General features: G+C 71.1%; 9 protein-coding genes. 8 read left to right on the plus strand and 1 reads right to left on the minus strand.

Annotation, left to right across the window (positions count from 1 at the left end; translation table 11 throughout):
- The first annotated feature begins 284 nt into the window (after positions 1-284).
- From argJ to D6689_05570, 5 genes are all read left to right on the plus strand, one after another.
- Positions 285-1,448, plus strand: coding sequence for a bifunctional glutamate N-acetyltransferase/amino-acid acetyltransferase ArgJ (argJ, locus tag D6689_05550; protein RMH43210.1), 1,164 nt, complete (start codon positions 285-287; stop codon positions 1,446-1,448).
- Between the two features lie 136 nt (positions 1,449-1,584).
- Positions 1,585-2,691, plus strand: coding sequence for an alanine dehydrogenase (gene ald / locus D6689_05555; protein ID RMH43211.1), 1,107 nt, complete (start codon positions 1,585-1,587; stop codon positions 2,689-2,691).
- Between the two features lie 74 nt (positions 2,692-2,765).
- On the plus strand, positions 2,766-3,395 hold the full coding sequence (locus D6689_05560) for a sigma-70 family RNA polymerase sigma factor (GenBank protein RMH43212.1): 630 nt from the start codon (positions 2,766-2,768) through the stop codon (positions 3,393-3,395).
- Positions 3,395-4,252, plus strand: coding sequence for a hypothetical protein (locus tag D6689_05565; GenBank protein ID RMH43213.1), 858 nt, complete (start codon positions 3,395-3,397; stop codon positions 4,250-4,252). Before D6689_05560 ends, D6689_05565 begins: the two co-directional genes overlap by 1 nt.
- Positions 4,253-4,327: 75 nt before the next feature.
- Positions 4,328-6,904, plus strand: coding sequence for a response regulator (locus tag D6689_05570; protein RMH43214.1), 2,577 nt, complete (start codon positions 4,328-4,330; stop codon positions 6,902-6,904).
- 55 nt (positions 6,905-6,959) lie between these two features.
- Here D6689_05570 and D6689_05575 read toward each other — a convergent pair whose 3' ends face one another.
- Entirely contained in the window at positions 6,960-8,096 is a 1,137-nt protein-coding gene (locus D6689_05575) for an HD domain-containing protein (GenBank protein ID RMH43215.1), read from the minus strand.
- Between the two features lie 42 nt (positions 8,097-8,138).
- On the opposite strand from D6689_05575, the gene hflX reads away from it, so the two are divergent.
- From hflX to D6689_05590, 3 genes are all read left to right on the plus strand, one after another.
- Positions 8,139-9,806 carry a GTPase HflX gene (gene hflX, locus D6689_05580; protein RMH43216.1) on the plus strand — a complete coding sequence of 556 codons (1,668 nt, stop codon included), beginning with the start codon at positions 8,139-8,141 and terminating at the stop codon, positions 9,804-9,806.
- A gap of 107 nt (positions 9,807-9,913) precedes the next feature.
- A complete protein-coding gene (locus tag D6689_05585) occupies positions 9,914-12,187 on the plus strand; it encodes a hypothetical protein (protein ID RMH43217.1) in 2,274 nt (757 codons plus the stop codon).
- 58 nt (positions 12,188-12,245) lie between these two features.
- The gene (locus D6689_05590) at positions 12,246-12,821 is read left to right on the plus strand and encodes a sulfotransferase family protein (GenBank protein RMH43218.1); all 576 of its coding nucleotides are present in this window, start codon (positions 12,246-12,248) and stop codon (positions 12,819-12,821) included.
- Positions 12,822-12,951 lie beyond the last annotated feature (130 nt).

A 12,951-nucleotide genomic window follows, 5' to 3' on the forward strand; every position in this document is an offset into this window, starting at 1 on the left:
CCGGGACGGGACTTTCACCCGCTGGACAAGCGCAGCGAGAAACGGTCCCCGCCTCCAACGGCAAGGCCAGCTGGACCGCTTCGTCACGGCGCACCACGCTCCGAGCATACCCGCACGCGCAGCCGGATCGCCATCGCGGCGGCGCCGCCGGGCGATCGGCGCGGCCCGACCGCGCGCGCGCCGCCGAGCGATCCGGCGCGGCGCGACCGCGCGCGCGGCGCCGGCGCGATCCGGCGCGGCCCGACCGCGCGCGCGCCGCCGGGCGATCGGCTATCGTGCGGCCGATGCCGCTTCGCGTGCGAGGGTTTCAGTTCGGGGCCGCCACCGCCGGGATCAAGGCCTCCGGCCGACCCGACGTGGGCGTGATCGCCTGCGCCGCCGGCACCATCGGCGCGGGCGTGTTCACGCAAAACCGCGTGGTCGCCGCGCCGGTGATCGTGTCGCGCGCGGCGCTGGCGCGCTGTCGCGGCGCCGTCCGCGGCGTGGTCGTCAACAGCGGCAACGCCAACGCCTGCACCGGAGCGCGCGGGTTGGCCGACGCGAAGGCGATGGCCGCGCGCACCGCGGCGGCGCTTGGCGTACCGGCCGGCCGGGTCGTCGTGGCATCGACCGGCGTCATCGGCGTGCCGCTGCCGATGCGCGCGGTCGACCGCGGCATCGCGGCGGCGGCAGCATCACTCGGGCCGGACCTCGCGCCGTTCGCCGAGGCGATCCTCACCACCGATCGCGCGGCCAAGACCGCGCGGGCGCGCGCCGGCTCGGCGACGCTCATCGGCTGTACCAAGGGCGCGGGCATGATCGCGCCGAACATGGCGACAACGCTGACATTCGTGTGCACGGACGCCCGGCTGCCGCTGCCGGCGCTCGACCGCGCCGTCCGGCGCGCCGCGGACGCGACGTTCAACAGCCTCACCGTGGATGGCGACACGTCCACCAACGACATGCTGCTCGTGCTCGCGTCGGGCGCGGCCGCGCGTGCACCGACCGCCGCCGAGTTCGAGCGCGCGCTCGAGCGGCTGCTCGCCGACCTCGCCCACCAGCTAATGCGCGGCGGCGAGGGTGTCCACCACGTGGTCACGGTGCGCGTCGACGGCGCGCGGTCGACCGCAGACGCGCGCGCGGTCGCGCGGGCGATCGCCACGTCCTCTCTGGTCAAGACCGCGATCGCCGGCGGCGATCCGAACTGGGGCCGATTTCTGGCGGCGGCCGGTAACGCCGGCGTCGCAATTCGTCCGGATCGGATCGACGCGTGGCTCGACCGCGTGCCGATCGTGCGCGGCGGTTGCGGCGTCGGCGGTGCCGCGGCGGAACGGCGCGCGGCGGCGGTCATGCGCCGGCCCGAGTACACGCTGCGGTTGCACTTGCATCAAGGCCGCGCGTCAGGACACTGCCTTGCGTGCGACCTGTCGCACGAATACGTCTCGATCAACGCCGACTATCGGACGTGACGCAGCCGCGGCCCGCGGCATGCCGCACCGCGGCACGCGCGGGAACGCCGCACGGCCGAACCGCCGGCGCCGAGCGCCAACCACGCAGGGGAGCGACTATTGACACGGATTCACGATCCGCCGATAGTCCGCCGCGATGATCATCGGCTGCCCGAAGGAGATCAAAACTCGCGAATACCGTGTCGGTCTCACTCCCGCCGGGGCGCACATGCTCGCGGCGCGCGGCCACCGCGTGCTGATCGAGCGCGGCGCGGGCGAGGGCAGTCTGATCCCGGACGAGGCGTATGCGCGCGCCGGGGCCGAGATCGTCGACACCGCCGCCGGCGTGTGGGGACAGGCCGACATGATCGTCAAGGTCAAAGAGCCGATCGCTCCCGAGTTTCCGCTGATGCGGGAGGGGCAGATCCTGTTTACCTACCTGCACCTCGCGGCCGCGCAGGAGCTGGGCGCGCACCTACTCGAGCGGCGCGTCGACTCCGTCGCCTACGAAACGATCGAGCTCGACGACGGCTCGCTGCCTCTACTGACGCCGATGAGCGAGGTCGCCGGCCGGATGGCGGTTCAGGTCGGCGCCGTGTGCCTCGAAAAGGAACACGGCGGCAAGGGCATCTTGCTCGGCGGCGTACCCGGCGTCCGCCGCGGCCGAGTCGTCATCATCGGCGGCGGCACCGTCGGGTCGAACGCGGCGCGAGTGGCGATGGGGCTCGGCGCGCAGGTGACCGTGCTGGACGTCAATCTCCAGACGCTCGGCTATCTCGACGACATCTACCAGGGGCGGATCCATACCCTGTACTCGGACCCGCACAACATCGAACAAGCGGTGTTGCAGTGCGACCTGCTCATCGGCGCCGTGCTGATCGCCGGCGCACGGGCGCCGCGACTCGTCACCGAAGACATGGTCTCCCGGATGGAACCCGGCTCGGTGATCGTCGACGTCGCGGTCGATCAGGGCGGTTGTGTGGAGACCTGCCGGCCCACGAACCACGACGAGCCGACGTACGAGCTGCACGGGGTCGTCCACTACTGCGTCGCCAACATGCCGGGCGCCGTCCCCAATACGTCGACGTACGCGCTGACCAACGCCACGATCCCCTACGTCAAAGCCATCGCCGACCTCGGGCTCGAGGGGGCAGCCAAGGCGAACCCGGCGATCGCGCGCGGGATCAACACGTTCCGCGGCACCTGTCCGCACGCGGCGGTCGCCGAGGCGCTGTCGATTGCGCCGACCCCGATGCCGTTCTAATAAAATCAACAACATACGAGTCGACGCGCCCGGGGAATAGGGCGCGGGGCCGCGCGGGTTGTACGGTGTGAACGATGCCTTCGCGCCGCCCCATCGCACGCCGCGAGTTCGAGCAGGCCGCTCTCCCCCACATCGACGCGCTGTACGGGGTCGCCTACCGCCTCACCCGCAACCGAGGCGACGCGGAGGACCTGGTGCAGGAAGCGCTGCTGCGGGCGTACCGCTTCTGGCACACGTTCGAGCAGGGGTCGAACTGCAAGGCGTGGCTGCTCAAGATCCTCACCAACACCTTCTTCAACACACACCACAAGCGCAAACGCGAGCGGGAAGTGCTGGACCAGGCGACGGCCGAGCAGAGTGCGACCGACGGCGTCCTGCACCACGAACGTGCGCTCGCACACCGGGACCCGGAGGGCGCACTCATCGACCGCATGATCTCGGACGACGTGGCGCGCGCACTCGAGTCCTTGCCGCCGGAGTTCCGCGTGGCGGTCGTGCTGTGCGACATCGAAGGGTTGTCGTACAAAGAGATTGCCGAGGTGATGGAGTGCCCCATCGGCACGGTGATGTCCCGGCTGTACCGCGGCCGCCGTCTGCTGCAAAAGGCGCTGTACGACTACGCGGTCGAGCAGGGCATCATCCGCCGGCCGAGCGACACGCCCGACAACATGGTCGAGCTGGAGACGTACAGGAGTAAGCGCTGATGGCTCTGACCTGCACCGATATCGGCAAGCTCGTGTATCCGTACCTCGACGGCGAGTTCTCCGACGAGGACCGCGTTGCGTTCGAGCGACACACCAGCACGTGCCAGCGCTGCCAGGCGTTGGTCCACGCCGAGATGGCGTTCAAGGCGACCCTGCGCGCCAAGCTGGCGCCACCCGCGGCGCCGGCTCACCTGCGGCGACGCATCCTCGCGGCGCTCGACGACGTCGACCGCGCGCGCGGCGACGCGCCGGCGGCACAGCGGTGGCTGGCGTGGCTCGTTCCGTCGGGCGCCGTGGCCGCGGCGGCCGCCGCGATTGCGCTGTTCTTCCTGTACCCGCGCCCGACGTCGGCGCCCCAGCCGATCGCGACCGCACCGCACGGCGCCGGCCCCGTCGCGGCCAGCCCCGTCGCCGACGACCCGGAACTCGATCCGTTGCGTGTCGCCAGCGGCGCGCACACCGGCCGGCCGGTGACGGTGACGAGCCAGAATGCGCCCGAGGTCGAGCGCGAGTTGTCGCGCGCGATCGGCATTCCCGTGCGGCTGCCGCTTGCGCCGCTGCGCACTCGGCCGGCCGCCGCGCAGATCGTTCACTTCGGTCGCGATCGCCTCGGAGCACAGCTCGCGTTCGATTTCGATGACGGCAACGCGAGCGTGTTCGTGTTCGATGCGCGCGGTCTCCGACTGCGCCGCACCGGCCGCGTCAGGCGGGTCGGCGACACCGACGTCCTGGTCGAGACGGAGGCGGGCTATCGCAAGCTGTGGGTCGTGCGCGACGGCGTCGGCTACATCGTCGTCACCGATCAGCCGGAGGAGCGCGCGCTCGAGTTCCTCCAAAGCTCGCTCGGGATACGCTAAGCGCGCGAGATTGGCCAGTTCTTTGCCGGCGGTCGCGTTGCGTCCGCGCCGCCGGCCGGGATAGACTGATCCGGCATGAGCGCGCGCCGGATCCTGCTGATCGATAGCGACCCCGACTTTCACCAGCGACTGCAGGACAACTTCGGCCCCTACGGGTTCGAGATCGTCACCGCGCCGGAGGATCCCTCGTCGCTCGCGAAGGTGAGCGAGCTGGCGCCCGACCTGATCTTCATCGCCGTCGAGCTGCCCGACAAGACCGGCTATTCGCTGTGCAACAAGGCCAAAAAGGGCGTCGCCAAGAAGATCCCAGTGGTGTTGACCACGGCGTCGGTACCGCCGTCCGGGTTTGCGAGCCACCGCAAACTGAAGGTGCACGCCGACGAGTACCTCGACAAGCGCACGCTGTCGGACGACGAGCTGATGGAAAAGATCGGCGCGCTGGTCGACCTGGGTGCGGCCACCGGGGGTAACGAGTTCGACCTGCCGGTGGAGGTCGAGGAGATCGCGGTCGAAGACGGCGAAGAGATCCTGATCGAAGACCTGTCGGACGACATTGAAATCGACGACTCCTCCGCCGAGGAGCTGCCGCCGCCGGACGAGTTCGACGAGATCGAGGTCGAAGCCGACGCGGCAGCACCTGCCGAGGCATTGCCGGCCGAGCCGAGCAGCCCGTTTAGCGAGATCGACACCGGTGCGGCCGACGAATTCGGCGGCGACGAGTTCGACGACGGCGCCACGCGCGTCGCCGCGCCGTCGATGTTGGTCGATCACGACGTCGAAGAGGAGACGGAGGCCGCGTTCGCGATGCTCGGCATCGACGACGGCGCGGGCGACGAGGCGGACGCGGCGACGTATAGCGGCTCTGACGTTCCGGTGCAGATGTTCGACGAGCTAGACCGGGCGGCCGATGCGGAAGCCGCGGTCGCGGCCGCACGCGAATCGCATGCGATGGCCGCGGCGGAGCCAGAGCCGCTGCCGGAGCCCGGCGACGAGCCGGCACCGCCGCTCGCCGGCGATGGCGGCGCGATCCCGGAACCGGTGCCGCACGAGGGGTCCGCATCGGGCGCCGACGACCTCGACCTCGGTCTCGACGCGGTGGCCGAGATGGCCGTCGAGGAAAAGTCAGGCCTCCGCGACAGCGAGCGCGTCGCACAACTCGAGGCCGAGATCGAGCGGCTGCGCGCCGAACTCGAGCGAGCCCGCGCCGACGCGGGCACGTCCGAGTTCTCGCGCGAGCGCGAGTTTCTGAACCTGCGAGAGGTCATCAACAAAAAGGAAAAGGAGATCCTCGACCTCCGCGACGAGATCAGCTCGAAGGACCGTCAGATCCTCGACGGCAAGGAGCGCATTCAGGAACTCGAGCGCCTGCGCGCCGACCTCGAAGAAAAACAACTCGGCCTCGAACAAAAGCTGCTCGAGGCCAACGAGAAGATCGCCACCGGCGACAAGGCGCTGGCCGACCTACGCCGTCAAGTGGACGATCTCGACCAGCAGCTCGCGTCGCTGCGCACCGAATTGGCGACCGCCCGCGAACAGCTCGCGGCAGCCGAAGCCCGGCTCGCACAAACCGCCGCGGACCACGCTGCGGCGCTCGAGCGCAAGGAGGCCGAGCACGCCGACCAGCTCGCGGCGCGCGACCGGCAGCACGAGGAGGCGCTCGCCGCGCTGCGAGCCGAACTGGAAGCGGACAAGGTGCAAGCGATCGACGCGCTGCGGGCCGAGCACACCGACGAGCTGGCGGCGCTCGCGAAGGCACACGAGCGCGAGCTGGAAGCGAAGACCAAGGAACTCGAACAGGCGCTCGAAGCGGCCGCGGCGGACAAGGCGAGCGCGCTGGCCAAGGCGGAAGAGCGGCGCGAGGAGGATCTGGCGGCCGCAGCCGCGAAGGCGGCCGAGGAACTCGAACAGCTGCGCCGGCAACTCGAGCAGGACAAGGCCGCGGCGCTGGAGGCGGCCGAGGCCAAGCGCGTTGCGGACCTCGACGCGGCGATGGAACAGGCCAAGGCGGACGTGGCGGCCGCCGAGGCGCGCGGCGCGGAAGCGCTCGAAGCGCTGCGCGCCGAACACGCCAAAGCGATCGCTGCACTCGAGGCCGAGCGCGACGAGGCGCTGGCCGCCGCCAAGGCCGAGCGCGACGAGGCGCTGGCCGCCGCCGAGGCCGAGCGCGACGAGGCGGAGCGCGCCTTGCGCGCGCAGTTCGACGCCGAGCGCGAACAGCTGTCGCGCGACCACGCCGAGGCGATCGCCGCGCTCGAACAGCAGCGCGGCGAGCTCGAGCGCGGGCTCGCGGGCGCACGAGAGCGGACGGCGGAGCTCGAGGCCGAGATCGAATCGCTGCGCGCAAAGCTGGCCGAACGCGACGCGGAGTTGCAGAAACTGCGCGACACGCTCGAGGCGCGCGACTCGCGCATTGCCTCGCTCAAGGCGAAACAGGCTGAACTCGAGGCCGAGTCGGCGCGCTACCAGGAACAGGTGCTCGACGCGCGGCGCAAGCTCAAGGCCGACGCCGAGGTCGCGGCGCGCGCCAAGAAGGCGCTCGCGATCGCGCTCACGCTCCTCGACCAGCACGGCGCGGACGACGCGGACGCGAGCGTCGACGCGGCGGTCCGCGCCGACGCGGCCGACGGCGCCGAAGACAGCTCCGAGCTGTAGCGCGGCTCGGGCGCGGGCATCCGCGCAGCGCCCCTACCGGCCCGCACCGCGGACGTCACCCTGCCGCGGATTCGTCTTCGGCGCCGACCGGCCGCAGGTTCTCGTAATCCTCGCGGTACAGCACGCCGATGTGCCGCCGGCAGAACACGTCGACCAGTTCCGGGTCGAACATCTTGCCCGCGTTGCGTCGAAGAATGCGCTCGGACTCGTCGAGCGGCAGCGCGACCTTGTACGGCCGATCGGTCGCCAGCGCATCGTACGCGTCCGCGATCGCGACGATCCGCGCCGACAGTGGGATGTTGTCGCCGGCGAGGCCGTCGGGGTAGCCGTGACCGTCCCAGCGTTCGTGATGGTTGCGCACCGCCGGCATGATCGGGTGCAGAATCGAGATTTGCTTGGCGATCTCGTAGCCGATGACCGGGTGTTCGCGCATGTGCTGCCACTCGTCTTCGTCGAGCGGTCCCGGCTTGAGAAGCACGCTGTCGCGCACGCCGATCTTGCCGATGTCGTGCAAGAACGCACCAAACTCCAGCGTCTCCATCTCCTCGGCCCGCCAGCCGACCTGCTCGGCGAGCGCGAGCGCGTAGCCGGCGACCCGGCCGCAGTGGCCCTTGGTGTAGGCATCCTTGGCCTCGATCGCCTCCGCGAGCCCGAATAGCGCCTGCCGGTGCGCCGCCTTGAGCCGCTGATAGCTCTCCTCGAGTTCTTTGGTGCGCTCCTTGACCACGACGTCGAGCAGCTTCTCGCGCTTTTGCAGCTTGTCGTATTCGCTGCCCAGCCGGCGCACGAGTTCTCGTTGCTCTCGCAACAAAGACTGCAACTTGACCCCCTCGGCGACGAGCGCCGCGAGGTTGCCGCGCTGCGGGCTGCGGCCGATCACCCGAAAAATCGCGTGGTCGAACGGCTCGCGCGCATCCACGTCGGCCTCCGCCGCCCCGTCGCGCAACAGCACGATGCGCATCGCGTCCGGCCGGTACAGCGCGCTGCGCAACAGCAGGTCGATTCCGTCGAGCAGCGGCGGTTTGTGGCCGGCGATCACGATCGCGTACGGGTGGGCCTGCAGCTTGTGCAGCCCCTCGGTCGCCGACCGCGCGGTGTGCACGCGCAGCGCCGGGCTCGACAGCGCCTCGACGACCTCTCCCAGCGCCTCGGGCTGGTTGTGGACGACGAGTGCGAGCAGTTCTGACGCCACCGCAGACGATTATAGTGAATCGCGCTATAAACCGGGCGACGGATGAACCGCGAGGTCACGGGCCATACCAAGGGGCTAAAGCCGAGCCAAATCAAGGCGTTGGAGCGCATCTACCGGCGCCGCGTGCCGCACGACGCGATCGTCACTCCGGAGCTGGCGACCTACCTGTGCGAGCTGTCGGCCCAAATGCGCCGGCAGATCGGTCTGCTCATCAGCCGGCGGGGCGCCATCGAGCACGTCGTGGTCGGCGACGCCTCGCGGTTGATGCTCCCCGACGTCGGCCGCCTGCGCGGCGCGCCGGGCCGGTTCCGGGGCCTGCGCCTGGTGCACACGCACCTTCGCGGCGAGCCGCTCACCCGCGACGACCTCACGGACCTGACGCTGTTGCGGCTGGACCTGGTCGCGGCGATCGGCGTCGGCGCCGGCGGCCGCCCGGGCCCCGTGTATGTCGGCCACATGCTGCCGGCGACCGGCAGCGGCGAGATGTGGCGCGAGCTGCCGCCGGTGGCGGTCCACGATCTCGACGTCGACGTGATCGAGCTGATGGCCTCGCTCGAGGCGGAGTTCGCGCGGACGCAGGCGCGGCTCGCGTCGTCCGAGCCGGGCACCGACCGCGCGCTGATCGTGCACGTCGGCATCGGTGCGGACGACGACGGCGACGCGCGCATCGCCGAACTGCGCGAGCTGTGTCGCACGGCCGGCGTCCGCGTGCTCGACGTCGTCGAACAACGCCGGGCCCGGCCCGATCCGCGGTTTCTCGTCGGCCGCGGCAAGCTCGAGGACATCCTGCTGCGCGCGATGCACCTCGGCGCCGAGACCGTCATCTTCGACGCCGACCTCACGCCGGCTCAGGCGCGCGCGATCTCGGACTTCACCGAGCTGAAGATCATCGACCGCACGATGCTCATCCTCGACATCTTCGCGCAGCACGCGCGCAGCCGCGACGGCAAGCTGCAGGTCGAGTTGGCGCAGCTGCGCTACGCGCTGCCCCGCCTCGTCGAGAAGAACACGATGATGTCCCGCCTCACCGGCGGGATCGGCGGCCGCGGGCCAGGCGAGACGAAGCTCGAGATCAACCGGCGCCGCGCGCGCGAGCGCATCGCGCTGCTCACCAAGAAGCTCGACCACCTGCAGCAGAATCGCCAGCTGCGCCGCAAGCGCCGCGGCGACCGCGGCGTGCCGATCGTCGCGATTGTCGGCTACACCAACGCCGGCAAGTCGACGCTGCTCAACAACTTGACCGAAGGCGACGCGATCGTCGCCAACAAGCTGTTCGCGACGCTCGATCCGATCAGCCGGCGGTTGCGGTTCCCGCGCGAGCGCGAGGTCGTGCTCACCGACACGGTCGGCTTCATCCGCGACCTGCCGCCCGACCTGGTCGCGGCGTTCCGCGCAACGCTCGAGGAGCTGTACGACGCCGACCTGCTCGTTCACGTCGTAGACGCGAGCGACGACGACTACGAGGCCCACATCCGCGCGGTCACGCGCATCCTCGCCGAGCTCGACTTGGCGGAGAAGCCGCGCCTCGTCGCGTTCAACAAGTGCGACCGGCTCGAGCCGGACGAAGCGCGCCGGCGCGCCTCGGCGCACGGCGCGCTGCGCATCAGCGCGCTGTCGCGCGATACGTTTGGGCCACTGCTCGCCGCCATCGAACGCGAGCTGTGGAAAGAAGGCCACGCCGCCGCGATCGCCGCCGGCCCGGCCGCGTAGACGCCGACGGCGCCCGATGCGGCGCCCACCCCGGCGATTTGCGCCGCGGATCGCGTTTCGTTACGGTGCGGTGCATGTCACGCCGCCTCGCATGGTCCGCTGTCGTGATGGCGCTCGCCGGCTGCGGCGAACCGCGCAGCGGCGCCCGCGCGCCCGACCCGCCGGCGACCGCCGCACCGCGGGCCGCCGCCTCGGCACCAGCCGAGTCGGCCGCCGGTGACGACGCGCCGCGGCGCGGGCAGCCGGCCGCCCCCCAGTCGCGCGCAGACCGCCGCCCCGACCTGGCCGACGATCCCGCCATCGACCTCGTCGACAATCGATTTCTGTGGCACCTGTACCGCGGCGGCGCCCTCGTGATCCCCGCGGCGAGCGAAGGCTTCCGCAAATACGACGCGGACTACGCCTCCGCGTGGGGCGACGTCGTCGACCTCGACGGTCACGCCGGCCGGGCGCTGACCCAGCGCCGCGCACAGCTGACGTTCCCGCACGCCGGCGGGGCGGCGCGGCTGCGCATCCGGCTGCACGGCGTCGCCGCGGGACAACGGCTCACGGTCACGCTCAATGGCACGCGCCTGCCGTCGCGCTCGCCCGCGGCAGCGTGGCACACCGAGACGTGGGACGTGCCCGCCGGCGTGCTCGAGCGCGGCGAAAACGCGCTGCGGATCGAGTTGGCGCGCAAGGGCCGCGCCGGCGCGACCGCCGCCTACGCGCTCGTCCACTCCATCGACGTGGCGCCGCCGGGCGCCCCCGACGCCGACTGGCCGCCCGTTTCGCCCGCGCGCCGCGCCGCGGTCGCCGGTGATACGCGCCGGTCGCTGTCCGGCTTCGACGCGATGGCGCTGTACGTCGAGATCCCCGACCGCGCGTGGCTCACGTTCGCCACCGGTGCCGGCGACAGCGCGCCGTTTGCGATCCGCGCGACCACCGCCGACGGGGACCGCGTCGACCTGTGGCGCGCCGACGCACCGGCCGGCTGGGCGGCACACGCCGTGTCTCTCGCCCCGGTCGCCGGCCAACTCGTACGCCTCGAACTGAGCGCGCCGGCCGAGGCCGCGTGGGGCGAACCGCGCATCCAGCTCGAGGCCGCCCCGGTGCGCCCGCGTCCGCCCGCGGTGCGCAACGCGATTCTCGTCGTGGTCGATGCGCTGCGCGCCGACCGGCTCGCGCTGTACGGCACGACCCGCGTCGACACGCCGCGCATCACGGCAGAGGGTCGCGCGCGGGGCGTGACCTTCTTGTACAACCAGGCGGCATCCCCGTCGTCGCCGCCGTCGCACGGCAGCATCCAGACCGGCATGATCCCGCGCGTGCACGGCGTCGTCGGCGACCGCGCCCAGCTGAAGCCGGGTACGCCGATGATCAGCACAGCGCTCGGCGCCGCCGGTGTCGCCACGGGCTACTTTGGAAACAACGCGTTCGGCATGGCGCGCCTCGAAAAGCCCGGACGATGGACCGAATTCCATCAGCCGACGCGCGAGGGCAAGAGCAACGACTGCGTTCCGTTGATCGACATGATTCTCGCGTTCGCCAAGCGGCGCGCGGCCGCCGGCGAGCGGTTCTTCGTGTCGTCGCTGCCGTACGAGACGCACGTGCCCTATCGCTACCACCCCGGCATCACCGATCGGTACTTTCCGGGTCCGTGGCCACCGCCGATCGGCAAGCAGGTCACCGGCGAGCTGCTCGGTCGCATCACGTCCGGAGCGTTGCGAATGACCGACACCATGTGGGATCAGCTCAAGGCGCTGTACGACGGCGAGGTCACCTATATGGACGGCTGCTTCGGCCAGCTTGTCGACGGCCTCGCGAGCGCCGGCCTCGCCGACGACACCGCGATCCTGCTCACGTCGGACCACGGCGACGGCATGTACGAGCACGGGCACATGGGTCACGCGTTCGGCCACTACGCCGAACTGGCGAACGTGCCGCTGGTGGTGTTCGCGCCCGGCTTGACCGACGAAGGCATCGCCGTACGCACCGTGACGAGCCACATCGACATCGCACCGACCGTGCTCGACTTGATGGGCGTTCCGATTCCCGAGGAGGTGCAGGGCGAGAGCCTGCTGCCGATCGCGCTCCGGCGCGGCCCGTGGACGCCGCGCGTGATGCCGCTCGAATACGGCCGCAGCTACGCACTGCGCGCGGCCCGCTGGAAGTACATCGTCGACTACCAGGGACGCGAGAGCGTGTTCGATCTGAAACGCGATCCGACCGAGCAGCGCGACCTCGCCGGCGATTCGCCCGTGGCCCTGCGCTACTTCCGCGACCTGGCGGGGTTCTTCCGGGCGCACCGCACGCGCTGGCGCATGCGCGAGCACGGCGCGCTCAACAACCACCGCGCCGGGTTTCTGCGCCTCGTTGGCGCCGACCCGCTGCGACCATGAGCGCCGCAACTGGCGCCCGATTGGACCCGCTCGCTGCACTTCGTCACGACCACACGCCATGACTCGACGAAACGAACCGATCACGATCGTCTCCGGCCTGCCGCGGTCGGGCACGTCTCTCATGATGCAGATGCTCCACCGCGGCGGCCTTCCGGTGCTGTCCGACGGCGAGCGCACGGCCGACGACGACAACCCGCGCGGCTACTTTGAACTCGAGGCGGTCAAGGCGACCGCGCGCGACGCGTCGTGGGTCGCGGAAGCCGAGGGCAAGGTGGTGAAGGTCATCTCCGAGTTGCTCCCGCACCTGCCCGCCGACCGCACCTACCGCGTGATCTTCATGCGGCGCCGCCTCGACGAGGTGCTCGCGTCGCAGCGGCGCATGTTGCAGCGGCGCGGCGAGCCGCTCGGCGACGACGACGCGATGCGCAGCCTGTTCGCGCGCCACGTCGAGCGCGCGGAACGGTTCTTGCGCGACGCCGACCACATGACCGCGCTGTACGTGAGCTACAACCGGCTCGTCGCCGACCCGGCCGCGCAGGCCGCACGCGTCGCGGCATTTCTCGGCGGCATCGTCGACCCCGCCGCGATGGCCGCCGCGGTCGACCCGAGCCTGTACCGCAATCGCACGCAGTAGCTTGCGACCGCGCGCGGCTCGCCGCGCGCAACGATTGCGCCACCGCCCGGATCGCACCGGCCGACCATGGTGGGTTCGCTCCGTGCGGCGCTCACCGGCCTTCCCGCCCCGGGGGCCGTCTGTTACGATG

The organism is Deltaproteobacteria bacterium, from assembly GCA_003696105.1.
Taxonomy (GTDB): domain Bacteria; phylum Myxococcota_A; class Polyangia; order Haliangiales; family J016; genus J016.

Coding starts and splice junctions, on each gene's coding strand:
- D6689_05565 (RMH43213.1), top strand. CDS start 3,395: ATGGCTCTGACCTGCACCGATATCGGCAAGCTCGTGTATCCGTACCTC.
- hflX (RMH43216.1), top strand. CDS start 8,139: ATGAACCGCGAGGTCACGGGCCATACCAAGGGGCTAAAGCCGAGCCAA.
- D6689_05560 (RMH43212.1), top strand. CDS start 2,766: ATGCCTTCGCGCCGCCCCATCGCACGCCGCGAGTTCGAGCAGGCCGCT.
- ald (RMH43211.1), top strand. CDS start 1,585: ATGATCATCGGCTGCCCGAAGGAGATCAAAACTCGCGAATACCGTGTC.
- D6689_05570 (RMH43214.1), top strand. CDS start 4,328: ATGAGCGCGCGCCGGATCCTGCTGATCGATAGCGACCCCGACTTTCAC.
- D6689_05585 (RMH43217.1), top strand. CDS start 9,914: ATGGCGCTCGCCGGCTGCGGCGAACCGCGCAGCGGCGCCCGCGCGCCC.
- argJ (RMH43210.1), top strand. CDS start 285: ATGCCGCTTCGCGTGCGAGGGTTTCAGTTCGGGGCCGCCACCGCCGGG.
- D6689_05590 (RMH43218.1), top strand. CDS start 12,246: ATGACTCGACGAAACGAACCGATCACGATCGTCTCCGGCCTGCCGCGG.